Raw genomic sequence first — 25077 nt, 5'->3', positions numbered from 1 at the left:
AACGAGCATATTATAAATGATCGATTTAAAGGAGGTTCAACTGATGAGTGCATCACGCCGTAAAATATTAGAACTATTAGAAGAAGGTCATATAACATCTGAAGAAGCAGACGAGATGTTGAATGAGCTTGAAAATAGTGAACAGAAGAAAGCTAATCAACAAACGACTGAAGGTCAATCAGAGTCAGGGTCGTCGAATTTCGGCAAACGTTTTAAACGTGATATGAAACAATTAGCAGAGGGCTTAGGCCAATTTGTTGGCGATGCTGTTCAGCGGGTGAATCCAAAAGAAGTGAATCGTTTATTTCATTTCGACGATCACGCTGTAAAAAATGTATCGGTCGGTTGGCAGAATGGTGCGATTAATGTCCAACCTTCTGAAGATCATGTGATTAAAGTGAAACTGGCTGGAAAAGTGTTTAATCAAACTGATGCGAATGAAGCACAGAATGTTTTTGATGAAGCGGTCAATGTCATGGTCCAAGACGATCAATTGTCACTTGAACAAAGTCGTAAAGATATGTACGTGAACGCAACCATATACTTACCAGAGACAACGTATGAACAGATGCAGATTGAAACAGTTAGCGGATCAGTGAAATTGTTTGATCACAAGAGCCAAGAAGTCAATGTGCAAACAGTAAATGGTAGCGTTAAATTACAAGGCTATGAAGCAGATCAACTGAAATCAGGCACACGACACGGTTCCGTTAAATGTGATGATGTCTCTTGTGAAACCGCAAAACTTGAAACCGTCGTTGGCTCCGTTCACTTTGATGGTGAAGCAAATGAACTGGATGTCGATGTCGTAACAGGAACTGCTAAAGTGTTAATAGATGAGGAGAATGCTAAGCGAGTAGATATTAACGTGACAACAGGTACGATTTTATTACATGTCCCTGATGATTTACGTGTGAATGGTCGAGCTTATACAAGTTGGAATAGCGTTGATATCGGCTTAAATAATGTGACCGTACAAGAACTGGGCGAGCAAAAAGCGAAACGCCAGACACAATTTTTCCATTCAGAAAGCGAGAAGCCTCGTTGTGATGTGCAATTGTCAACGAAGACGGGGCAAATTAAGGTAAAGCAATCATAAGGGAGTTTTCATGATGTTAAAAAATTGGCTTATAGCAATTATCGTCAATGCGGTCGCGATTTTGGCCGTATCTGAATTAATTGATGCCTTTCAAGTTGATGGATTTGAAATGGCGTTATTAGCGGGACTAATCTTATCGATTTTGAATGTGATCGTTCGACCAATTCTTGTATTTTTCACATTACCGATTACGTTTGTCACGCTCGGATTGTTTTTATTTGTGATTAATGCGTTGACGTTAATGCTAACCCAGTGGCTAATTGGTGATGGATTCGTCATTGATGGCTTCGGTTGGGCAATCCTAGCAGCGATTATTATTTCGATCTTAAATGCCTTACTGCAAAATCTACTTAAGCAGATGTTTAAATAAAATCACGGCCGCTGCCGTGATTTTTTCATATAGGGGTTTATTAAACAAAGAGGCGCGATTGTTAAACAATCGCGCTTCTTTGTTCGATAATCTACTTGAAATGTTTCATAATTATGCCGAACTGTTAGACAATGGTTCGAGATTGTTTAACAATCTCGGTAAACAATCATAAAATCTTCAAGCAAAAATGGATTTCTCAAAACGAGCGATATGGTAAACTGTATAGAAGAGTGTTTTTTGAGGAGGATTGACGTTTGTGAAGGTCCGAACACAAGATTTAATTGAACGGTTTGAGTTGGAACTCGTTGCTGGAAAGGACGGGATTCACCGAGAAATCGTGACAAGTGATATATCACGACCAGGTATGGAAATGGCGGGTTATTTTACCCATTATCCGAAAGAACGCCTACAATTGATGGGGCGCACGGAACTGTCATTTCTATATGACTTAACAGAACCAGAAGTTCAAGATCGTATGGAAAAAATGTGCACAGATGTGACACCAGGCATTGTCATCACTCGGGCGATGGATGTACCTCCGACTTTAATTGAGGCAGCTGATGCAGCGGGTGTACCTGTTATGCGTTCATTACATAAAACAACACAGGTCATTAGTCGATTAACTAATTACTTGGAAACAAAATTTGCCCCGACAACAGCTGTCCATGGTGTCTTAGTCGATATATACGGTGTAGGTGTGTTAATCACAGGTAATAGTGGGATTGGTAAAAGCGAAACAGCGCTTGAATTGGTCAAACGAGGACATCGACTCGTCGCAGATGACAACGTTGAGATTCGCCAAGAAGATTATGATACACTAATTGGGAATCCCCCGAATTTAATCGAGCATTTACTTGAGATTCGCGGGCTAGGTATTATTAATGTCATGACGCTCTTCGGTGCTGGTGCTGTTCGCAATTTTAAACGAATTTCATTGGTTGCTCATCTAGAATTATGGGATGAAGAGAAGCAATACGATCGACTTGGACTCGATGAAGAAACGATGAAGATTATGGATGTTGATTTACCAAAGTCGGTTATTCCAGTAAGACCAGGTCGTAACTTATCCGTTATTATTGAAGTGGCAGCAATGAATTTCCGACTTAAACGCATGGGCGTCAATACAGCAGAGGAATTCTCGCAACGCCTGAATTCCGTTATTGATGTAGATCACAATGAAATAGAGTAAGGAGCGTTAATCTATGTACGAGGCTTGTACGCAACAACCCTATGATCGTGTCTTTCTTGAATTAGGGCCGTTCCCAATTTATTGGTATGGCGTCTTAATCATGTTAGGCGCGCTTATTGGTTTAATCATGGCGACACGAGAAGGTAAACGACTGAATCTACATAAGGATTTCTTCGTTGATTTACTAGTTTATGCGATTCCAGCAGCCATTGTTGGCGCGCGACTATATTATGTAGCTTTTGAATTTGAGAGCTATAATTCGCTAATCGAAGTCATTGATATTCGTCAAGGAGGATTGGCGATTCACGGGGCCTTAATCGCCTCTGTATTAGTTGCTTATTTCTATACGAAAATTAAAAATGTATCTTTCTGGAAAGTTACTGATATTGCGGCTCCGAGTATATTGTTCGGACAAATGCTTGGTCGCTGGGGTAATTTCATGAACCAAGAAGCATATGGCGGTCCGATTTCTCAATCAGCTTATAAAAACTTTCATCAATATATTCCGGACTGGATTATGAATAATATGTGTGTGGATGGACTTTATCATCATCCGACGTTTTTATATGAATCGATGTGGAGCTTACTTGGCATCGTTTTATTACTTGTCTTACGCTATAAAGTAAATCCTCGTCGCGCAGTGATTTTCTTAACATATGTCATGTGGTATTCAGTTGGACGTTTCTTTATTGAAGGTATGCGAACAGATAGTTTATACTTAGTTGGCGATTTACGTGTCGCTCAATTAATTTCGATTCTACTAATCTTAGGTTGTCTTTATGTTTTATATTACCGTCGGAAACATGGTTATGACAATGTCTTATACGACGGGACGCCATTGGACCAACACGGCAATCCAAAACCACAAAATAAACAAAAATCAAAGAAGAACACGAATAAGAAAAAGAAGAAATAAAAAAGGGAGTTTTCCATCTTGGGAGCAACATTAAAAAACGGCTTTAAAAGTGGCTTTTCTGTCACGTGGGCTTTAAGTAAAATCATCTTTCCAATCACGGTTATTGTTATGATTTTACGTTACACGCCGCTTTTCCCACTATTCATGAGTTGGCTGGAACCTGTTATGAAATTTTTAGGGTTACCAGGCGAAGCGGCTGTGCCCATTGTGTTAGGAAATTTACTTAATTTATATGCGGGAATCGGGGCGATCGTTAGCTTTGATTTTACAGTAAAAGAAGTCTTTATTTTAGCTATCATGCTATCCTTTTCCCACAACTTAATTATTGAATCAGCTGTTGCATCTAAAGTAGGGGTTAATTTTTGGATTATTGTGAGTGTTCGCGTCTTTTTAGCGACCATTTCAGCTATTGTAATCAGCTTATTTTGGCAAGGTGGCGGCGAGCAAGCGCAATATGGCCTTATATCAAATGAGGGACCTGAACCGACAGGGTGGGTCGATATTACGTTAACAGCCTTTCAAACCGCGGCACTTAGTATTGTGCAGTTGGCAGCTATTGTCATTCCGCTTATGGTTGGAATCCAGTGGTTGCGCGAAAATAAATGGCTTGACTGGATGTCGAATAAAATAGCGCCAGCAACTCGCCTAATCGGCGTTCAAAAAAATGCATCCATGACTCTAGTGGCAGGACTTACGATCGGTCTAGCCTATGGCGCTGGTATGATGATTCAAGCGGTCAAAGAAGATGGCGTCTCGAAAAAAGATATGTATCTCGTCTTAATATTTCTGGTTACATGTCACGCCGTCGTTGAGGATACACTCGTCTTTATCCCTCTAGGTATTCCCGTTTGGCCATTGTTGCTCATTCGCCTGACATCAGCGATCGTTTTAACAGCGCTCGTCGCTTATATTTGGAACCGACTTGAGAAAAATAAAGAAGTAGATACAGTTAGAGAGGATGTCCCGACATGACGATCAAAACCTTATTATTTGATCTAGATGGAACACTAATTGATTCGAATGATCTAATCGTCGAGTCTTTTCGCTATACGTTAAAAAAACACACGGACCGCGACTATTCACGTGATGAAATCTTACCGTTCATTGGGCCACCATTACGTGACACGATGGAGAAAATTGATCCGAACCAGGTCGATGAGTTAATGACGACATATCGTGAACATAATCTATCGAATCATGACGCCTATATTAAAATGTATGATGGTGTTTATGAAGCGATTCGTGAATTACATGAAGATGGCTATCCAATGGCCATTGTCACTACGAAAATTCAAAGTTCTGCTCAAAAAGGACTCGAGTTAACAGGATTGGATGAATTTTTTGATGTCATTATTGGTCTCGATAATGTAGAGGAAGCGAAGCCATCAGCTGATCCAGTACTTCGAGGGATGCGTGCGTTGAACGGCGAGGCAGCATCAACGATCATGATCGGTGATAATTCACATGATATTGAAGCGGGCCAAAATGCTGGTGTCAAGACGGCCGCTGTTGGCTGGGCTGCTAAAGGACACGATTATGTTCAATCGTTCAATCCTGACTACATTTTAGATGATATGAGCGATTTACTCGATATCGTAAAGGGGTGAAGCCCATGCGCAAGACAACGCGCTATCCAGTTAAGAAATCAAACTCACTATGGCAGATGTATAAAACCGTTTCATTTCTAAAAGTGTGTAAGAACTTCATCGCCATTCAGATTGGGCGTTACACTCCTTGGTTAGGTGTGAAAAATTGGCTTTACCGCACATTTCTGCGAATGTCGATTGGGGATGAATCAGCGCTGGCCTTAATGGTCATGCCTGATCTCATGTTTCCTGAAAAAATATCGATTGGACGAAACTGTGTGATTGGTTATAATACGACGATTTTAGCGCATGAGTACCTCATCGATGAATATCGTCTAGGTAACGTTAACATTGGTGATGATGTGATGATTGGAGCAAACACGACAATCTTGCCAGGTGTGACAATCGGGGATGGTGCGATTGTTTCTGCTGCGACGCTTGTGCATGAAGATGTACCAGCTGGTGCATTTGTTGGGGGCAACCCGATGCAAATCATTTATACCAAGGAAGAACGTGACGCTAAACAACAAGAATAAGTTAATCCTACTGCTACATGAATGAGACCAACACGTCATATTCATGTAGCGTTTTTTATGTTTGAAAATGTTACCAGACAGGAATAAAGTAGAATAGACTAGTGATACAGTTGCATAGAGGAGGATTACATATGAATCAATACGTTATGTCGATTGACCAAGGAACCACTAGTTCAAGAGCCATTTTATTTAATCATGCTGGTCAAATCGTTGAACTCGCTCAACAGGAATTTGAACAGTATTTCCCTAAGCCAGGATGGGTTGAGCACGATGCAAACGAAATATGGACATCCACACAACACTGCATGTCCGAAGTCTTGCGGAAGGCAGATGTCGATGCATCACAAATTGTAAGCATAGGAATCACGAATCAACGTGAAACGACAGTTGTTTGGGATCGTCATACAGGTAAGCCGATTCATAAAGCAATTGTCTGGCAATCCCGTCAAACCGAAGATATCTGCACGGAATTACGAGAACAAGGTTTAGAAGAGACTTTCCGTTCCAAAACAGGCTTGTTATTAGATCCGTATTTCTCAGGTACGAAAGTGAAATGGATCTTAGATCATGTGGATGGTGCTCGCGAACGGGCTGAACAAGGTGATTTAATGTTTGGAACAATTGATACGTGGTTGATTTATAAATTAACAGGTGGCGAAGTTCACGTCACAGACTATTCTAATGCCTCACGGACATTGATGTTTAATATTCATAAACTTCAGTGGGATGAGGAATTGTTAAATTACTTAAATGTGCCGAAAAATATGTTACCAACTGTAACGAATTCCTCGGAAATTTACGGCTATACAGTCGGGTATCAGTTCCAAGGTGAATCTGTCCCGATTGCTGGAGCATGTGGTGATCAACAAGCGGCGTTATTTGGGCAAGCTTGTTTCGATAAAGGCATGGCGAAAAATACGTATGGCACAGGCTGTTTTATGTTGATGAACACAGGTCATGAAGCTGTCTCATCTGATCACGGATTACTGACGACACTTGCCTGGGGCATTGATGGGCAAGTCGATTATGCTTTGGAAGGGAGCATTTTTGTTGCAGGGTCCGCACTGCAATGGCTACGTGATGGCTTACGTTTAATCGACTCAACACCAAAGAGTGAAGATTATGCGCAGCGTGTAGATTCAACGGAAGGTGTCTATGTTGTCCCTGCATTCGTTGGTTTAGGAACGCCGTATTGGGACAGTAAAGCCCGCGGTGCAATGTTTGGCCTAACTCGGGGTTCTGAAAAAGAACACGTCGTCCGAGCGACACTTGAATCGTTAGCTTATCAAACGAAAGATGTCGTGAATGCCATGATTGAAGATGCATCTTTACAGCTTAAATCTTTGCGTGTAGACGGCGGTGCAGTCAAAAATGATTTCCTCATGCAATTTCAAAGTGACATGTTAAACGTCGAAGTCGAACGTCCAGTTGTGAATGAAACGACCGCACTAGGTTCGGCTTATCTAGCTGGTTTAGCCGTTGGTTTCTGGAAGAGCCAAGATGAAATCGCGCAGCAATGGAATGTCGATCAAATTTTTGAACCGAAAATGGATGATGACGTCAGAGAAGCAAAATATGAAGGATGGAAACGGGCTGTAAAAGCGACTCAAGTCTTTACATCGTAACAGTCAGTCAGAAAGGATGAGATGAAGTGACGACATTTACTAATCAAAATCGATCATATAATAAGCAATCATTAAATCATTCATTCGATTTAATCGTCATTGGTGGCGGCATTACTGGAGCAGGGATTGCTTTAGATGCCGTTACTCGCGGGATGGATGTCGCTGTTTTAGAAATGCAAGATTTCGCTGCTGGTACTTCGAGTCGCTCGACGAAACTCGTTCATGGTGGTTTACGTTACTTAAAAAACTTCGAAATTAAACTCGTTGCCGAAGTTGGTAGAGAACGAGAAATCGTTTATGAAAATGGCCCACATATTACAACACCTGAATGGATGATGCTCCCGTTTTACAAAGGGGGTAATTTCGGTCCGTTTTCAAGCAATATTGGCCTGCGTGTTTATGATTTTCTAGCAGGCGTCAAACGTAGTGAACGTCGAAAAATGTTGTCTGTTGATGAGACTTTGAAACGTGAACCTTTATTAAAGCATGATGGTCTCAAAGGTAGTGGTTATTATGTAGAATACAAAACAGATGATGCACGACTAACCGTGGAAGTCATGAAGAAAGCAGTTGAGTTTGGGGCGCAATCATTTAATTACATGCAAGTCGAGCAACTTCTATATAATGATGGGAAAGTTATTGGCGTTCAAGTACGTGACCGCACGGATGATTCGATTCATGATGTTTATAGTCATTACGTCGTTAATGCGACGGGCCCATGGGTTGATGAAATCCGCAAAATGGATCAATCCAATAAAGGGAAACACCTTTATCATACGAAAGGTGTTCATCTAGTCTTTGATCAGGACAACTTCCCGTTACAACAAGCGATATACTTTGATGCACCTGATGGTCGAATGATTTTTGCGATACCACGAGAGGGCAAAACGTATGTCGGGACGACCGATACTCATTATGAATCAGATTTAACACACCCTGATGTAAAAGAATCAGATCAGAATTATATACTGGATGCCATTCATCAAATGTTCCCTGATGTTCATCTGATTGAAAATGATATCGAATCCACATGGGCTGGTATTCGACCACTTATTCATGAAGAAGGGAAAGACCCTTCTGAAATTTCTCGTAAAGATGAAGTGCTCGAATCAGATTCTGGATTACTATCAATTGCAGGCGGCAAATTAACAGGTTACCGTAAAATGGCCGAAGAAATTGTTGACCAGGTCAGTTCGAAACTGAAGAAAATCGACGGCCGTCCATATGTCACATCTAAGACTAAACACCAACCGATTGCAGGTGGAGACATTGGCGGCTCAAAAGGGTTCGCCGAATGGACACAACAAATGATCCATACTGCTGATCAACAAAATATCGATAAAAAGACAATGCTCACTTGGCTCAATCGTTATGGCTCCAATGCCGGGGAGGTGCTTAATCATTATTTAGAATTAGAGGAAGATGATGAATTACTTCATGCATTATTAGCTGAATTGCATTATACGATCGAAAATGAGGCGATCTACAAACCAGAAGATTTCTTTATCCGGAGAACAGGCGACTTATTTTTTAATATCGATACAGTGAAAGCTTATAAGCAAGCGGTTATTGATGAGATGAATGCCTTATTAGATTGGACTGAAAAAGAATATCAGACTTATATCGAAAGTCTCGATCAAATGATCGCTGAAGCAGAACTAAATAGGTGAGGTGAAAAAGATCCTTGGCGATAAAGCCAGGGATCTTTTTCGCCATCCCAAAAATAACGGCGCCATCCCAAAAATAACGGCGCCATCCCAAAAATAACGGCGCCATCCCAAAAATAACGGCGCCATCCCAAAAATAACGGCGTTCGCTGATATATATCAGCGCGCGCTGTTATTTATTTTCCAGAAGTCATCGCTTGTCGAAGGGTGTTATGTTATACTTTGGTATGGACAAGCATGACTAGGAGGCCTTTATGCAAACGATGTTTCGGAAGACGGATATACCAAATAAGGTCGCAACGTTTCGACATGATGGCGATTTTTATTTTTCATATGGCGTTAAAGCATTCAAACGAAAAGATTTTACTAAAGCGGAAAAATGGTTTCAAAAAGCATTGGAAACAGATCCAACGAATCCACTGTACTTGTGCCAGTTGTCGGTGTTATATACTGAATTGCATCAATATCATAAAGCCAACGACATGTTGCAACAAGTGCTCGACTCCAATCGCGAGCCTTATGTTGACTGCTATTATTTGATGGCAAACAACTATGCACACTTAGGTCTGTTTTACGAAGCGAAAAAGAGTGCTGAACAATATCTTGAGCTAGATCCAGAAGGTGATTTTAAAGCTGAGACTGAAGAATTGATTAGTAATCTGGACCGTGTGTTAGCAGACTACTCAGAAGAAGAGGAACTTGCATTTAGCGAAGAAGATGAGTTTATGCTATATCAAGAAACGGCGTTCTATCATCTCGAACACGAAGAGTGGGGCGATGCTTTAACAGTCCTAGAAGAATTAACTGATCGTTACCCAGAATATTTACCGGCTAAACACGAGTATGCTTATGCATTGTTTCAGCAAGGTCAAACGGATGAAGCGATTCAATATGAAGAAATATGGTTAGAACAAGACCCTAATTCATTGAGTAGTCGCATGAATCTGATGTATTTTTATGATCAAATCGGTCGAACAGATCTTAGTGAAGCCTTTTTAAATGAGCTTAAAAATGTGTATCCGACATATTTTGAAAAACAATTAAAATTAGCGATTGTGATGGCTCAAGTCAATGATCACGAAGAAGCAATCAAACGTTTCCGGAAACTTAAATCAGATCAGGTCTCGAATTATTTAAGTTATTATTTATGGTTCGGTTATAGCATGCGGGCTTATTATGGTGATCAAAAGGCTTCGACCATATGGCAAGAGGCAAAGGAACAGCATCCAACGATTGAACGTTTATTACAAGCACATGGATGGGAATAGATAACTGAGATTTTAAAATACCCCCCTGAGCACATTTATTGTCGCTAGTCGGGGGAGTATAATATGATAAGAGTAATGAAAGTTAGAGGGGTTTAAAGGAGTTGACAGTATGAGTGAAGAAAAGATTTATGACGTGATTATCGCTGGCGCAGGGCCAGCTGGAATGACAGCAGCTGTATACACTTCGCGTGCGAATTTAGATACATTGATGTTAGAACGCGGTATGCCTGGTGGTCAAATGGCTAATACCGAAGACGTAGAGAACTTTCCTGGGTTCGAACATATTTTAGGTCCTGATTTATCGACAAAAATGTTCGAACACTCGAAGAAATTTGGCGCTGAATATGCTTATGGTGATATTAAACAAATCATTGATGGTAAAGAATATAAAACCGTTATCGCTGGTAAGAAAGAATATAAAGCACGCGCCGTTATTTTAACAACGGGAGCTCAGTACAAAACACTTGGTGTGCCAGGTGAAGCCGAATATTCTGGCCGTGGCGTTTCATATTGTGCCGTATGTGATGGTGCATTCTTTAAAGAAAATGAACTATTCGTAATTGGTGGAGGCGACTCTGCTGTTGAAGAAGGCATTTATCTAACGCGCTTTGCGGATAAAGTAACGATTGTGCACCGTCGTGATGAGTTACGCGCTCAGAAGATCTTGCAAGAACGTGCTTTCGACAACGAGAAAATTAATTTCTACTGGAATACCGAATTAAAAGAAATTAAAGAAGCAGATGGTAAAGTCGGTAGTGCTGTGCTTTACGATAATGTCACAGGTGAAGAGCGTGAAGAAGAAATTGATGGTGTGTTCATTTATATCGGTATGTTACCTTTAAACGATGCTTTCAAAGAACTTGGCATTACGAACGACGAAGGCTGGGTAACGACAGATGAAGAAATGCAAACATCCATTCCAGGTGTCTTCGCTGCAGGTGATATTCGTGATAAAGAATTACGTCAAATCGTTACAGCAACAGGTGATGGAAGTATCGCTGCACAAGCGGCACAACACTATATCGAAGACTTAATGGAAGAATTACAAGCCGCTCAATCTTAAACGTAATCGGTTTTTAATGCCGTTGTAACACGGATGAAATATTGGGGTGTTATAATGAAATTAATAATTGACCCCCTTTATTCTATAGAGCTTCTATTAGCACAGGTAGATTCGCCTTTCATCTACCTGTGTTTTTTCTGTTTTATAAGAAATTTTGCAGTGAATAGTCAGGAACGCTTCTTCCGTGTATAATTGAAATTAAATATATAAGTGAGGGGTGACGTCATTGGAACCAAGACCTCAAAAAGTTGAATTAGTCATCATTACTGGTATGTCAGGTGCAGGTAAGACAGTCGCCATTCAAAGCCTAGAAGATTTAGGTTATTTCTGTGTCGACAACTTACCACCTGCCTTATTACCGAAATTCATTGAACTCATGAAAGATAATAAAGAAAATAAACGACTAGCCGTTGTTATGGACTTACGCGGACGCGAATTTTTCGATTCTTTATACGATACATTAAACGATTTCACAAGTGATGAGGCGATCTCAGAGCATGTCGTATTCTTAGATGCTGATAAAGAAACATTAGTTCAGCGCTATAAAGAATCAAGACGCTCACATCCATTAGCTCCAGAAGGCTTGCCATTAGAAGGCATCAACCAAGAACGCGCAATCTTAGATGAATTAAAAGGGCGGGCACAGACGCTAATTAATACATCTGAATTATCAGCACGCGAGTTACGTGAGCAAATTATTAACCAGTTTAAAGAACGGAAACAGCACGTTTTCTCCATTCAACTCGTGTCCTTTGGTTACAAGCATGGGATCCCGATCGATGCTGACTTAATGTTTGACGTACGTTTCTTACCGAATCCACATTATGTCGAGTCAATGCGTGAATTAACGGGTCAAAACCAAGAAGTGTCCTCTTACGTCTTAAAGTGGAAAGATACACGCAAGTTTTTACGTAAATTACAGGATTTATTATCGTTTATGATGCCACACTATGAACGTGAAGGAAAAAGCCAACTCATCATTGGCATTGGCTGTACGGGAGGCCAGCACCGATCTGTAGCAATCGCCGAAAAAATTGCTGATATGATTGGCAAAGATTATCAAGCCCATGTCTACCACCGCGATATTAAGAAGGGTCACGAAATTACATCATGACAGATGTGAACGGAAAAAAAGTTGTCGTAATCGGTGGCGGCACAGGATTACCTGTCTTACTTCGTGGTTTACGAAAATTCCCGGTTAATTTATCAGCAATCGTAACAGTGTCAGATGATGGTGGTAGTACTGGACGATTGCGTGAAGATTTAAGAATGCCGGCACCAGGTGATATCCGTAAAGTGATCGCTTCGATGTCAGATGTTGAACCGACGTTACTCAAATTATTTCAACATCGATTTGAAGACGGAAATGGACTATCAGGTCATGCACTTGGTAATTTAATATTAGCAGGGATGACTTCAATTACAGGTGATTTCTATCAAGGAATAAAGGAAATTTCCCGTGTTTTTAACGTCAAAGGTCGAATTTATCCGATTGCCAATGAAAATATGTATTTAAAAGCTGAATTTGAAGATGGCACAGTGGTTAGAGGCGAGTCGAAAATTCCTGAAGTTAATAAACCAATTAAGCGGGTATTTTTTGACCCACCTCATGTGCAACCATTACCCGAAGCTGTAAGGGCGATTAAACAAGCAGAATTAATTGTCATAGCGCCGGGAAGTTTGTATACGAGTATCGTACCTAACCTTATTTCCTGGGAAATAAAAGACGCATTACGTCAAACGAACGCAGAAACCGTATATGTCTGTAATGTTATGACACAAGAAGGTGAGACAGCTGGCTATACAGCATCTGATCATATTGAAGCCTTGCATCGACATGTGGAAAATTCATTTGTCGATTCAATCGTGATGCATGGTGAGCAGATCGAACAGACGATCAAGCACGAATACGAAAAAGAACATGCTGAACCTGTTATATGTGACCGAGATGAACTAGAGAAGGCGGGCGTTCGCGTCATCCAAGGAGATATTGCTGACTTACATAGTGACGGGACATTAAAACACCATGAGCATAAAATCGCAAATTTACTCTATGAATTGTTATAATGGAATTTAGAGTTAAAGAAGTGAAGGGGAATCGCTATGTCATTTGCATCAGAAACGAAAAAAGAACTGACAAGCATAGAAACGGATCAATGTTGTAAGCAGTCGGAATTATCAGCCTTGGTTCGTATGAATGGATCATTATCCTTTTCAAATCGAAAATATATATTAGACGTCCAAACGGAAAATGCCGCTATTGCTCGTCGCATTTATACATTGATTAAGCATGTTTATGATTATCCAGTCGAGCTCTTAGTCCGTAAAAAGATGCGCTTAAAGAAAAATAATATTTACATCGTTCGACTTGTCGAGGGTGTTGAACACGTGTTGAAAGATTTAGGTATAATGGATGGACCATTTTCGTTCAACCGCAGCATTCCCAATAATTATTTGCAGCGCGAATGTTGTAAAAAATCATATTTACGTGGTGCATTTTTAGCAGGAGGTTCAGTCAATAACCCTGAAACATCATCTTATCATTTAGAAATTTTCACATTGTATCAGGAACATAATGATGCACTGGTCGAATTGATGAATGACTTTGATTTACATGCGAAAACACATGAACGTAAAAAAGGATATATTAATTATCTTAAAGAAGCCGAGAAAATCACCGAATTTTTAATTCTAATCGGTGCTCATCAGGCGCTGTTGAAATTCGAAGATGTTCGCATTATGCGTGACATGAGAAATTCAGTGAATCGCTTAGTCAATTGTGAAACAGCTAATTTAAACAAAACGATCGGTGCTTCTTTTCGCCAAGTTGAAAACATCCGTTATATCGATGAAGTCGTTGGCATTGATTCATTGCCAGATAAACTTCGTGAAGCGGCTGAACTTAGAATGCAGCATCAGGAAGTGTCACTAAAAGAATTAGTCGACTTAGCAGAATCAAGTACCATAAGTAAATCAGGTCTTAATCACCGCTTCAGAAAAATTGATGATTACGCTGAAAAACTGCGTAAAGGTGACCTTCTCGAGAAATAAACAGACTATTCTAAAATTTGTAGTTATGGTATAATATCGAGTAATAATCTTAATAAACGATGAGGAAATCATGGGCTATAGAGAGGAGAATTGCTTTGGCTGAACAGAACGTTGTTGTTCAATTAGAATCAGGATTACAAGCAAGGCCAGCTGCTAAATTTGTGCAAGAAGCGAATCGATTTTCTGCGGATGTCTTTTTAGAAAAAGGGGAAAAACAAGTGAATGCCAAAAGTATTATGGGGGTCATGAGCCTTGCGATTGGTTCAGGTGAAGAAGTGACCTTAAAAGCTGAAGGCGTCGATGAAGAAACCGCTCTCAGTACACTGGCATCATTAATGGAAACGACTGAATAAACCAAAGACCACAGCTACGACACTGTGGTCTTTTTCATTATCAGATCGACTTTAATAACAATCGCTTCAAAATACCTGAAAACGATCCAGGTAATTCACTTAAATCAGGCACAAGCATATGTTCACGACCATAAATATTACGCATAAGCATAGCCTCATGTTCGGCAATCTCACCGTCACTTAAAAAGATACCAACAACTTCTATGCCTTTCTTACGCGCCTCGATCACCGCTTCATTCGTATCGATAATCCCATTTTCACTATAATTAAACGCAGAAGGCTCACCATCAGAGAACACGAGCAAGAATTGGTCTTTTTCGGTGCGCTCTAATAACTCTTCTGTCGCAACACGAATCGTGAAACCGTCACGATTATCTTCTTCAGCATCAAGCTGCAATAGCTCTGGCCCAACATTAGGTTGCAATGCGTTGTCAAATGTCATCACCCGATGAAAATAGTTCGGCTGTTCGTTTTCCTTCGTCGCAAAACCATCTTCCCAGAACCCAATCACATTGTGAGGAATCTTCAATTCTTTTAAGACTTCATGGAATAAAATCGCTGCCGTCTTTGTTTCTTCCATTTTATTAAACATTGAGGCCGAACAATCAATGAGCAATGTAAATACAGCATCAATTTCGTCGCTCTCTAAATCATTTTTATAAAAAACACGTGATTCGTTTTCGATTGAAAGCGGCAGTAATTGTTTTTTATCAAGTCGCCCGGTTAATAAATGCGATCGTTCCGCATTTTGTTTCTGATCTAATGCTTTAAAAATGGTCTGGGATAGCTGGCGACGAAGTGGGTCGATTGTCCGCAATAAATCACGATAGGAATCAATGTCAGATTCACTCGGTTTTTCCGGATAACGATCATAGACAACGGCGTTCGCATTTTCTTTGCCGTAATTTTGTTCGTCACCTGCTTCTTGCTCACTTTTCTTCTCGTCTAAGTCTTCAAGATGCTCATACTCATTCTGATCCGTCTGCGCTGACATCCCTTGAACACTCGCCATCGCCTGATCGCCTTCTTCAGTTTGGCGAGCGCCATCACCAATCATCGTCGTCTTCGTTCCTTGATCAAGTTCAAACTGCATAAACGTTTGGTTCTCATCATCATTTTCATTCTCTTGATGCCATGTTTGAAATCGCTCATTGATAACATCGTCGCTCGTCGTATCATCCTCATCGTCATTATTCAGTGGATCGACACGCTTCAATTCCTCAATGACACGTTCTTCTTGGAGTTCAGATTGATGTTGAATCGGGTAAACGAAATAACGATTGATCATGTCACTATAGTCTTCTTCAAGCGCATCTTGAATTTCCAGGACAATTCGCACGATATCACGAGTTGATTTTGCTTCATAAACACGTTGGAGAAGCGGTTTAATCCCTTGTATTGTCCGATTTTGTGTAGACTTGCTTGATCTAAAAGCTTCAAAAGGGGATTCAGATGTTAAAGTTAGATAAATAAGACAGAAGAGCTCATCTGTCTTATAACTACGCGTCATCGCTGTCTGTCGTTGTGTTTCAAAATAGTGATGATACGCCTTACGTCTAATATCAAACCACGATTTCGTACCAGGGCGACGTCGGCGGATCAATCGTTCTAAGCGAATGTCTTCAAGCAACGTAAATAATTGCTCGATAAAATAGGGCATTTGACTATGGTTCGTTTGTTTTTTTAAACGTAAAAATTCGGAAACAGACGTCTCATGTAATGTCCCTAACACGCGTAACAAGATATCCGTTTTATAACCTGTCTGTTGCACATTAAATCGATGATCCCAAAAATGACTCGCCGTAATCTGCCGGTCATCAATGTGAACCGTCGCCCCAAAATGATAATCAAATTCTAGATCCGCTTCTTTAGCTAAAACATTCACAAAATCACGCAAATTCGCTAGTTGTTGCGTATCGACCACTTTATCATTAAACTTCACCGAACCACCTCATTCAAACAACGTATCCGCTAAATTGCGGACATTTTCCTTCTCACGGTCATCTTCCAATTTATCCACGATCGCCCGTTGAATCGCACGTTTAGCTGGAATCATATGAGCTAAATCACACGCATCAACTAGTGCGCGAATACTAGCAGCATCCTCAGCAATCTTACCTTGTTCAGCCGCTTCAATTAAATCAGCCGACAATTGAACAAACGCATTAATTTTGCCTTCATCTGATAAGTTCGTTTCCGATTGAATTAGTGATTTCAATTGATCGCCACCAATATAGGAAATATCAAACACGATAAAACGGTTTTTCAGCGCTTCGTTTAATCGGGTCGTGCCGATATACCCCTCATTAATCGCAGCAATAACATTAAACCCTTCTTGTGCTTGGATTCGATTATTGGTTAAAGGATTGGTTACCGTTCGGCGGTAATCCAGTGCCCCGTTAATCAGCGGCAATGTTTCTGGTTTCGCCATATTAATCTCATCAATATAAAGTAGATGCCCATTTTCCATCGCTTGAACAAGCGGACCAGGGACAAAGTCGATTAGTTGTTTGCCGTCTTGATCATAATTAATCGTCTTAAATCCTAAAAAGCTCTCAGCATCCAAATCAACAGAACAATTCACACTAAACATCGGCTGCTTCAGGTAGTTGGCTAATGTTTCAGCTAGCTTCGTCTTACCAGAACCAGTCGGCCCTTTAAGCAACACATTTTTTCCTTGCATTAACGCAACGAGCGCATCAGTTAAAATCGTTTGATCATAAGGTAGATAACTCGCTTCTGTTTTTAAGTAATCAAACTCGCTTGGAGTCGCTTGCTTAGCTTTTAACTTGGCTTCTATTTCATTCGGTAATTCGATCGTCATCTCAGTCACTCCTTGTCTCACTCTGTTTATCGTATCATGTTCAGCGTTTAGATGAAATTGAGAGGGAGTTTTACGGATGAATGGAGGGGAGGTGGTGCATTAGGTCCTTGATGTAGACTTGGTTGTTGGTCTACCTGAATTGTTAATCCAAAAAGTCGTTGATATATCAGGTTGCGAGACATGAAGTGCCGATATCCTGTTTGTTGATACACTAGGTCGCCGATATAATAACGGTATCGGCGCCTCACAAATTTTAACGGCGCCATATGAAAAATAACGGCGCCTCAGTAAATATATCGGCGCCATCCGAAATATATCAGCGCGATCTAAAATATAACGGCGACCTCACCTCATCCCAATTTCTACGCAATAAAAAACGCCCGCGATATGCGGGCGTTCCTAAGATACTCGTTTATTTTTCCATCACTTCGTCGATCAAGCCATATTCTTTCGCTTCATTTGCTGACATGAAGTTGTCACGATCAGTGTCGCGTTCAACCACTTCGTACGGCTGACCTGTACGTTCAGATAGAATTTGGTTTAGCTTCTCGCGCATTTCAACAATACGCTTAGCATGAATTTGGATGTCAGATGCCTGACCTTGCGTACCACCTAATGGCTGGTGAATCATTACTTCACTGTTTGGTAGACCATAACGCTTACCATCTGCACCTGCAGCTAGTAAGAATGCACCCATTGAAGCTGCCATACCAACACAGATTGTTGATACATCTGGCTTAATGAATTGCATTGTGTCATAAATTGCCATACCAGCTGTAATAGAACCACCTGGTGAGTTAATGTATAGGGAAATATCTTTGTCAGGATCTTCAGCTGCTAAGAATAACATCTGTGCAACAACTGAGTTAGCAATGTTATCGTCAACTGGTCCACCTAACATAATAATGCGGTCTTTTAGTAGACGCGAATAAATATCATAAGCACGTTCCCCGCGGTTCGTTGATTCAATGACTGTAGGAATTAAATTCATATCGTGTCACTCCTTATTACATGTTTTTTATGTTATATGTTTATCATACCTGTTTGGTCAAGAAAGGTCAAACGAAAAACTTAATCCTTTTGACCATTATACATCTTCCCAATTTAACGACCGATTAAACGTTAGACCGTCAAATAGCAATGACTTCTTGCAAAAGAAACCAGAACGAATTATAATGACTAATGCAGTTATTTTTTAGCCCTCGTGGTGTAACGGATAACACACAAGATTCCGGTTCTTGCGATAGGGGTTCGATTCCCTTCGAGGGCATTATTAGACATCTAATCGTTAAAATAGAAAAATAAATGAGCAACCTCAATCCTTTACTAAGAAAGGATTGAGGTTGTTTTTGTTTGAGCTAATAGTAATTCAAAGTTAATTTAGTATGTTAAAATTTAACTGTAACAAGATGTTATTATAATAATTGAAGGTGATTTAATGGATTATATATTTATTTTACCGTTTTTTCTAATTTTACTTTTAATTAGCTTTTATATCATTCAATTCCTTGAGCAAAAGAAAATACGTGAACAAATCTTTGAACTGGCGAATAATACATTAGAACTAACCCCCGCTGAATTTATGGAAATGAGAAATAAAAGTTTTGGTGGTAAGGGGAAACCATTATATTCTAGTAATTATAATTTCGCCGGTGTTTATATTCTACATAATAAATCTAAAAATTTGTTTTATGTAGGACAAGGGAAGCAAGTTCTTAATAGAGTGAACAACCATTTTTTCGGAAGAGGTAACGGGGATGTCTATGCAGATTATAAGTATGGAGATCAATGGACCATTAAAATGATTTCATTAGAAAATAGTGGTTTCAAGACTTTAAATGAATTAGAAAGGCACACTATTGAAACCTATGATGCTTATAGAAAAGGCTATAATAAAACAAGAGGCAATAAATAACCTTTGACTAGTCTGTTTTATTTTCGATTAGCAATGGTATAAGGATTTAAGTATTTAATAGCAAGGTTATTTCACAAAAGGAAATTATCTCAAAAAGGGGGAGCTTGATATGTTCTCAACTCAAAAAATTATCTTGCAAAAAGTAGAAAAGAACGATGCTGAACAATATCATCAGTGGAGAAATGACACGGATGTAATGTTTTCTACAAACCCATCATTAGACTTATATTCATTTGAAGAAACAAAAGATTTTGTTGAAAACGTGCTTATGGATAATAGTTCATCGAAAAGTTACATCATTATTGATCGAAAGAATGAAATTTCTATTGGAATTACATCGTTAATAAACATTGATTACAAAAACAGAAACGCTGAATCAATTATTGATATAGGTGAGAAGGAATATTGGGGACAAGGCTACGGAACTGAAGCACTAAATTTATTATTAAATTACGCCTTTCAAGAACTCAATTTACATCGAGTTTCGTTGAAGGTTTTTTCGTTTAATGAAAAGGCAATAAAGCTGTACCAAAAGTTAGGTTTTAAAGAAGAAGGGAAAAGTCGTCAGTCGTTATTTAGAAACGGTCAATGGCACGACATCATACATATGGGAATGTTACAGGATGAATACATTAGTGGTGTGAAAACTTTCGACAATAAGTGAATCGATGTTTTTGTTGGTGAAATTACATAAGTTTTGCTCGATAAACTTGTGCATCAATTTGATGATAAGTTTCAGTACTATAAGGGGGATGATCTTATAAAAAAAATAAATGTTACTGCTAGTATACTATCTTTAATGTACTGTTTAGTTGCATATTCATTTGTGCATTCTTATTTTTCTTCCGCAAACAGTCCAATGACGTGGATAGTTACTATAATTCCTGGTGGAGTTGTAGTTATTCAGGTTTTATTTTCTTATGTAATTAAAAAAGACTATTTGCGAAATATTGTTGAAAAGGATAGTAGGAAATAAGTACAAGGTCATTAGAGTTAAGGGGAATAAAGTAAAGTATATAATTTACATATTCCATATTGAATAGAAATCATTTGATCTCATGCCAATGCTAAGTCTTAAATATTTAATATGAATCACTCGCTTTGAATACGATTTATTAATAGCAACAGATCAGGAGTGGTTCTATGTGGAATGAGTTTAAGCAATTCGCCTTACGCGGGAACGTATTTGAATTAGCTATTGCGGTTATCGTTGGAACGGCTTTTAGCAAGATTGTCGATTCATTAGTTGAGGATATTATTATGCCTATATTTGGAGCGCTGGCAGGTGGGACGAGTTTTCAATTTCTTGTTTTAGATTTTAACGGGGTTATTATTAGGTACGGTTCATTTCTCCAAACGGCTGTTGATTTCCTTATCATTTCATTCTCAATCTATCTTTTTATTAAATTATTTAATTATCTAAGGGGAAGTGAAAGCGTACCTTTAAAGGAATCTCCTCATCCTAACAAAGAGTTATTAACCGAAATTCGAGATATTTTAAAAGAAGGACAATCTTCCGAAGAAAAATCATCCGATAAAAAGGAAGAAATAAAGGTTCGCATAAAGTAGGAAAAGTATATAGATTCGTCCTTGTTCGCCTATAGATTATTTGTACTTTTATTGCATTATTTTCAGGTGATGGTTAGTTTCTATTTAAGGTTGTTTTTAAATTAAATCCATAAGTAATTAAAAGTTCGGAGGAGATTTAATATGCTTTATGATTTAAAAGGAGATGCCAATATGTCACCAACTGTGGGAATGTTATATTCCGCAGTTAAAGAAAATCATCAACGATTGCAACTTATTACTGATGGCATGTCTCAAGAAGAATTAGATTACAAGGGGCCTAATAGTAATTATAATAGTACAGCACAGTTAATAAATCATATTATGTATGTTGATCTTAACTGGATTTATAGAATTAAAGGACAGCCATTTCCCAATTCTTTAGAAAACCAATATGGTCCTGTGTTAGATACCGATAACAAGCTTCCAAAAGTGAAGAATATGTCTCTGGAATCACTTATCACGGAATACGAAAGTGTATTAACTAAGTTAAAAGATACATGTACACAGCTATCAGATGCAGATTTGGACAAAGTAGTCACTTTTGGTCTTAATGATGAAAACGAAGCAACTATTCGTTGGGGTCTTTGGCATATTGCTGACCATAATCGTTATCATCAGGCTCATATTAATCAGCTTAGGAAATGGTATAGTGAAGTTTTGCGTGAAAGTTAAGAGGTGAACCAATATTAAGGATTATAAGATCGTCTCGTTGGAAAAAGAATTAAAATTCATCCTTTAACTCCCTAAGTATAGTTTCTACTATATCCAAAACTGTCAAAGATCCATCTATGACAAAATCAGCATTTGGTTTGATTGTATTTTCCATTTCTAAATAGGCAGTTCTTCCGTAGTTTAAATAAAAATTCAAGTCGTTTTGGATTTCACCTGAAGTGGCATTATGATAATCTCTTGCTAGTCGTCTTGCCATAGCAATGTCTAGTGGAGTATCAATATAAATGGAAAAATCAATTAAGCTTTTCAAGTCATCATTTTTATATGAGAAGGGATAATCCAATATTATGTATTTAGGAGGGTTGTTGCTGTCTAATAATGATTGAAGATCTGCAATGAGAGGGGTTAAATTCCACTGGTTGTAGTCGGCTCCTTTTTCAACCCATTTAATTAAGTCATCTGGTGCACCATCAAAATCATAGTTATCAAAATGCAGTGTTTCAGTGTCTCCTAACGTGTTTTCTAATTCATTAGTTACTGTAGTTTTTCCGCCACCTGAAACTGAAGCAACAGATATCACTTTAATACCACCCATTAATTTTCACCAACCCTATCGTTAAATATTCACTACAGAAAAGCATATTATGGTTAAAATATTATGAAATTGCATTAGTTTAAACGGTATACAATAGCGTCATTATCATCCTGTAAATAATGCCTCTTATCAGTCATAACATTATTATAATCAATCTCTAGAAAGTAAATGGCTTTGCATATAGTGTTGTGAAACAAGTTGGGAAACACTAAATCTTCCAAAAGATATACATCTATGCCATGATCATTCTTTAGAAACGCCTCGTGAATGCGATGGTTCCCATTGATGCAATAAGGTTTATTCTCGGTAAAATAGTAGCTTTGAAGCACCATGACAGGGTTTTTATGATTTGGTTTGATCAGATTCGGATCTTGATTAATGTTACCTTGGTCGACAGCGGAAATTATATCAGTTGGTGAGTATTTAACAGGTTTGATCCCATTTTCTTTTATAAAAGAAGTAACACCATCAATTGATAAAGCACATTCAAATAGCCCAGTTGAAAATGTAATATATAAAGAAAATGTTTCCTGACCCTTTGGATGAACGACAGGGTACTGACAATTCTTTAGATTTTGATTTAGCAATCTCCACCATTCAAAAGAAAGCCTAGCTCCATACTCTGATGTTTGTTTCATTTCATGAATACGTGACGTAATATGGTCAACCGGATTAAAATGTTGTGCTGCTTCTTCTTTTGGATTTGTAGGATTAGCCATAGTGTTCAACCTTTCTACTTCATTTTGAAGCATCCAATAATACCAATTTATGTTTGTAATACATAGAAACTTATAGGTTCTATCCTAATAATTTAATCCTAATCGCAACGGTCCCCCATTGCTTTTCTTGTTCTGGCGTATAAATCTGGTAAGTTCGTTCTACCATTTCATCAATTGAGCCACCGACAGCATCAAGATCACTTGCAGGAATGTTTTCGTACATATCCTTAAATGTTGGAAAATTTCTCATTTCAATAATCTCGACGGTTAATGTTTCGTTGCTATCTGGAACTTTTGAAAACTTTATTGTGTCTCCCGGATTAAGCTTTCTTCTTTTCTCATCATTTAATCTTACTTCTACTTCCTTGTTACCTGTCTTGATTGAGTTAAAAGGTGATTCATAAAGCCCCATATTGTGTTCCATGACCTCAACTCCTGCGTTGATATTTTGTAAATTTTGTTATTTCGTTCATTTTACCATAAAATTCTGACTCTATTTATAAAACCTTATTAAGTCCTTTGTTTCACGATAATTTTCACATATCCAATCCAACTTCAAACAATTTTAAAATGTTATAGTTGAAAGAGTTCGAATTCAAAGAAAGGGTGAAAGAATCACGATGACAGATCAACCGTTTGAACAAATAGCTAAACGATATGATAACGATAAAATGCAAGGGCTAGCGCAAGTCATTGTTGAACAAGTAAGGCCCGTATTACATCAACATACTTCCAAATCATTCTTGGATTATGGAGGTGGAACGGGGCTTGTCAGTCTTGAGTTAACAGATTTAGTTGAATCAGTGTTACTAGTAGATGCGTCATCACAAATGGTAGATATTGCGAAGGAGAAAGTTCGTCAGAGAAACATTGAAAATGCCCGTGTGCTTCAAGCTGATTTTATGCAGGAAAAGCCTACGGAAAAAGTTGATACGATTTTCATGTCACTCGTTCTCATTCATATTCCTGAAACGAAAACGATTCTTCAGACTTTATACGATACTCTGAATGACGGAGGAGAATTGGTGATTGTTGATTTTGACAAAAACGAAAACATCGATCACCCAAAAGTGCATAATGGATTTAAGCATGATGAGTTGAGAAGGTTGTTAGCTGATGTTGGTTTCCAATCAATTGACATCCAGACGTTTCATCATGGCAAGAATCTCTTTATGAATGAAGATGCATCGTTGTTTATGGCAAAATGCAAGAAATGATTTAACGTTTTATATTAATCCAATTCGAATGCATTATGAGTATTATATTGCACAAGAATGAATATGGCTGAATTCTAATTAGATATTGGTATAACTGGTTTCAACCAATTCAAATATTATGAAAAGCTCTATGTTACAAGTCGAGAATGATTAACGAATAAGTAATTCAGTTTTGGTATGCAAATGTGTATTTGCCTCCTTAATTGAATTACTTTTTTATGAGTTTGCAGGTTCATTCTGAGGGGTATCTGCAATTTAAGTCCATTATTTTTGTTAGTTTAGTGATCAAACTTACTTCGATCAACTTGAAAAAATTGAGGCTATAAGATAGCAGCTGAATTGCAACAAACCGTTTCATAAAACGTCTAGTTTATAACGGAGGGATTAGATGCAAAAATTAAAAATAGTAATATTACTCATCCCTTTTTTCTTAATTATGGCTTGTGGCCAAGAGAATTTAAACCTGAATGATACGGTAACAACGATAGAAATTAGAGAATGGAATCAAGATGAAGTTGTTAAAACAATTGAGGATGAAGCGTTTATAGAAGATTTGATAAGTGAATTGGACCAAGCCGAAACAGAGTCAACTGCTACAATGGATTATCCATTACCAGGTTATGAATTGCGTTTTAAACAAGAGGATGACATCGTGTTCACAATAGGATACTACCGTGACTTAATAACTTTAGGGATTGAAGGACGTTATTTAGATGTTGAACAAGATAAGATGTACGGTGTGGAACGTGAGTTGTCAGTTGAATGAAAAGGATCTTAGAGCAATATATAGTAAAATTAATGAATGATTCATTGACTGATTTATCTTGATCTATTTCATACAGT

Annotated in this window: 27 protein-coding genes and 1 tRNA gene; 22 read left to right on the top strand and 6 right to left on the bottom strand. The window is 38.5% G+C overall.

The annotated features are described in order from the left end of the window. The first annotated feature begins 43 nt into the window (after positions 1–43). The 15 genes from J2S77_RS07975 (at position 44) to J2S77_RS07905 (ending at position 14723) form a co-directional block, all read left to right on the top strand. Entirely contained in the window at positions 44–1099 is a 1056-nt protein-coding gene (locus J2S77_RS07975; protein WP_306976253.1) for a DUF4097 family beta strand repeat-containing protein, read from the top strand. 13 nt (positions 1100–1112) lie between these two features. After that, positions 1113–1469, top strand: coding sequence for a phage holin family protein (locus J2S77_RS07970; RefSeq protein ID WP_167262629.1), 357 nt, complete (start codon positions 1113–1115; stop codon positions 1467–1469). 256 nt (positions 1470–1725) lie between these two features. After that, a complete protein-coding gene (hprK, locus tag J2S77_RS07965; RefSeq protein ID WP_370871804.1) occupies positions 1726–2658 on the top strand; it encodes an HPr(Ser) kinase/phosphatase in 933 nt (310 codons plus the stop codon). Positions 2659–2671: 13 nt separating this feature from the next. Then, positions 2672–3574 (top strand): prolipoprotein diacylglyceryl transferase, encoded by a 903-nt coding sequence (lgt, locus tag J2S77_RS07960; RefSeq protein ID WP_306976250.1) that lies wholly within the window; start codon positions 2672–2674, stop codon positions 3572–3574. A gap of 18 nt (positions 3575–3592) precedes the next feature. After that, the gene (locus J2S77_RS07955; RefSeq protein WP_306976249.1) at positions 3593–4546 is read left to right on the top strand and encodes a nucleoside recognition domain-containing protein; all 954 of its coding nucleotides are present in this window, start codon (positions 3593–3595) and stop codon (positions 4544–4546) included. Further along, complete coding sequence (gene ppaX / locus J2S77_RS07950) at positions 4543–5181, top strand: pyrophosphatase PpaX (RefSeq protein WP_306976247.1); 639 nt, start codon at positions 4543–4545, stop codon at positions 5179–5181. Before J2S77_RS07955 ends, ppaX begins: the two co-directional genes overlap by 4 nt. Before the next feature lie 5 nt (positions 5182–5186). Next, on the top strand, positions 5187–5696 hold the full coding sequence (locus J2S77_RS07945; RefSeq protein WP_306976245.1) for an acyltransferase: 510 nt from the start codon (positions 5187–5189) through the stop codon (positions 5694–5696). Positions 5697–5827: 131 nt separating this feature from the next. Then, positions 5828–7321 carry a glycerol kinase GlpK gene (gene glpK, locus J2S77_RS07940; RefSeq protein WP_306976243.1) on the top strand — a complete coding sequence of 498 codons (1494 nt, stop codon included), beginning with the start codon at positions 5828–5830 and terminating at the stop codon, positions 7319–7321. A gap of 26 nt (positions 7322–7347) precedes the next feature. Continuing rightward, the gene (locus J2S77_RS07935) at positions 7348–8991 is read left to right on the top strand and encodes a glycerol-3-phosphate dehydrogenase/oxidase (protein WP_306976241.1); all 1644 of its coding nucleotides are present in this window, start codon (positions 7348–7350) and stop codon (positions 8989–8991) included. Positions 8992–9242: 251 nt separating this feature from the next. Further along, complete coding sequence (locus J2S77_RS07930; protein ID WP_306976238.1) at positions 9243–10256, top strand: tetratricopeptide repeat protein; 1014 nt, start codon at positions 9243–9245, stop codon at positions 10254–10256. A 109-nt stretch (positions 10257–10365) separates the two neighbouring features. Continuing rightward, positions 10366–11319 (top strand): thioredoxin-disulfide reductase, encoded by a 954-nt coding sequence (trxB, locus tag J2S77_RS07925; RefSeq protein ID WP_306976237.1) that lies wholly within the window; start codon positions 10366–10368, stop codon positions 11317–11319. Positions 11320–11545: 226 nt separating this feature from the next. Further along, positions 11546–12433, top strand: a complete 888-nt coding sequence (rapZ, locus tag J2S77_RS07920) for an RNase adapter RapZ (RefSeq protein WP_306976236.1) — start codon at positions 11546–11548, stop codon at positions 12431–12433. Continuing rightward, complete coding sequence (gene mgfK, locus J2S77_RS07915) at positions 12430–13386, top strand: gluconeogenesis morphogenetic factor MgfK (RefSeq protein ID WP_306976233.1); 957 nt, start codon at positions 12430–12432, stop codon at positions 13384–13386. The genes rapZ and mgfK overlap by 4 nt, the downstream gene beginning before the upstream one ends. Positions 13387–13422: 36 nt before the next feature. Then, positions 13423–14370, top strand: a complete 948-nt coding sequence (gene whiA / locus J2S77_RS07910) for a DNA-binding protein WhiA (protein WP_306976231.1) — start codon at positions 13423–13425, stop codon at positions 14368–14370. Between the two features lie 95 nt (positions 14371–14465). Further along, on the top strand, positions 14466–14723 hold the full coding sequence (locus J2S77_RS07905; RefSeq protein ID WP_306976229.1) for an HPr family phosphocarrier protein: 258 nt from the start codon (positions 14466–14468) through the stop codon (positions 14721–14723). Positions 14724–14763: 40 nt separating this feature from the next. On the opposite strand, the gene J2S77_RS07900 is transcribed toward J2S77_RS07905, so the two are convergent. The 3 genes from J2S77_RS07900 to clpP all read right to left on the bottom strand — a co-directional run bounded on the left by J2S77_RS07900 (position 14764) and on the right by clpP (position 18538). Beyond that, positions 14764–16665 (bottom strand): vWA domain-containing protein, encoded by a 1902-nt coding sequence (locus J2S77_RS07900; protein ID WP_306976228.1) that lies wholly within the window; start codon positions 16663–16665, stop codon positions 14764–14766. 9 nt (positions 16666–16674) lie between these two features. Continuing rightward, positions 16675–17547: an AAA family ATPase gene (locus J2S77_RS07895; RefSeq protein WP_306976226.1), complete on the bottom strand. Its 873-nt coding sequence runs from the start codon at positions 17545–17547 to the stop codon at positions 16675–16677. A 412-nt stretch (positions 17548–17959) separates the two neighbouring features. Continuing rightward, entirely contained in the window at positions 17960–18538 is a 579-nt protein-coding gene (gene clpP / locus J2S77_RS07890; protein WP_306976223.1) for an ATP-dependent Clp endopeptidase proteolytic subunit ClpP, read from the bottom strand. A gap of 207 nt (positions 18539–18745) precedes the next feature. Here clpP and J2S77_RS07885 point away from each other — a divergent pair. From J2S77_RS07885 to J2S77_RS07865, 5 genes are all read left to right on the top strand, one after another. Further along, positions 18746–18817: transfer RNA gene (locus J2S77_RS07885), tRNA-Arg, on the top strand. Positions 18818–18985: 168 nt separating this feature from the next. Further along, positions 18986–19462 (top strand): GIY-YIG nuclease family protein, encoded by a 477-nt coding sequence (locus tag J2S77_RS07880; RefSeq protein WP_306976221.1) that lies wholly within the window; start codon positions 18986–18988, stop codon positions 19460–19462. Between the two features lie 109 nt (positions 19463–19571). After that, complete coding sequence (locus J2S77_RS07875) at positions 19572–20126, top strand: GNAT family N-acetyltransferase (protein WP_306976219.1); 555 nt, start codon at positions 19572–19574, stop codon at positions 20124–20126. A 479-nt stretch (positions 20127–20605) separates the two neighbouring features. Next, complete coding sequence (gene mscL / locus J2S77_RS07870; RefSeq protein ID WP_306976217.1) at positions 20606–21031, top strand: large conductance mechanosensitive channel protein MscL; 426 nt, start codon at positions 20606–20608, stop codon at positions 21029–21031. A 141-nt stretch (positions 21032–21172) separates the two neighbouring features. Next, a complete protein-coding gene (locus J2S77_RS07865) occupies positions 21173–21703 on the top strand; it encodes a DinB family protein (RefSeq protein ID WP_306976215.1) in 531 nt (176 codons plus the stop codon). 49 nt (positions 21704–21752) lie between these two features. Here the strand turns inward: J2S77_RS07865 and J2S77_RS07860 are convergent, their stop codons facing one another. The 3 genes from J2S77_RS07860 to J2S77_RS07850 all read right to left on the bottom strand — a co-directional run bounded on the left by J2S77_RS07860 (position 21753) and on the right by J2S77_RS07850 (position 23441). Beyond that, positions 21753–22298 (bottom strand): adenylyl-sulfate kinase, encoded by a 546-nt coding sequence (locus J2S77_RS07860; RefSeq protein ID WP_306976213.1) that lies wholly within the window; start codon positions 22296–22298, stop codon positions 21753–21755. Positions 22299–22372: 74 nt separating this feature from the next. Further along, positions 22373–23017, bottom strand: coding sequence for a hypothetical protein (locus J2S77_RS07855; RefSeq protein ID WP_306976212.1), 645 nt, complete (start codon positions 23015–23017; stop codon positions 22373–22375). Between the two features lie 79 nt (positions 23018–23096). Further along, positions 23097–23441, bottom strand: a complete 345-nt coding sequence (locus J2S77_RS07850) for an ASCH domain-containing protein (protein ID WP_306976210.1) — start codon at positions 23439–23441, stop codon at positions 23097–23099. 196 nt (positions 23442–23637) lie between these two features. Here J2S77_RS07850 and J2S77_RS07845 point away from each other — a divergent pair, with 196 nt between their 5' ends. Next, positions 23638–24234 (top strand): class I SAM-dependent methyltransferase, encoded by a 597-nt coding sequence (locus tag J2S77_RS07845; RefSeq protein ID WP_306976208.1) that lies wholly within the window; start codon positions 23638–23640, stop codon positions 24232–24234. Positions 24235–24622: 388 nt separating this feature from the next. After that, positions 24623–25000, top strand: a complete 378-nt coding sequence (locus tag J2S77_RS07840; protein ID WP_306976206.1) for a hypothetical protein — start codon at positions 24623–24625, stop codon at positions 24998–25000. Positions 25001–25077: the final 77 nt, after the last annotated feature.

Origin of the sequence: Alkalibacillus salilacus (assembly GCF_030812915.1) — a bacterium.
Classification (GTDB): Bacteria; Bacillota; Bacilli; order Bacillales; family Alkalibacillaceae; genus Alkalibacillus; species Alkalibacillus salilacus.
The sequence above is the reverse complement of the archived record's forward strand: the minus strand, read 5'-3'. Positions and strand labels throughout refer to the sequence as shown.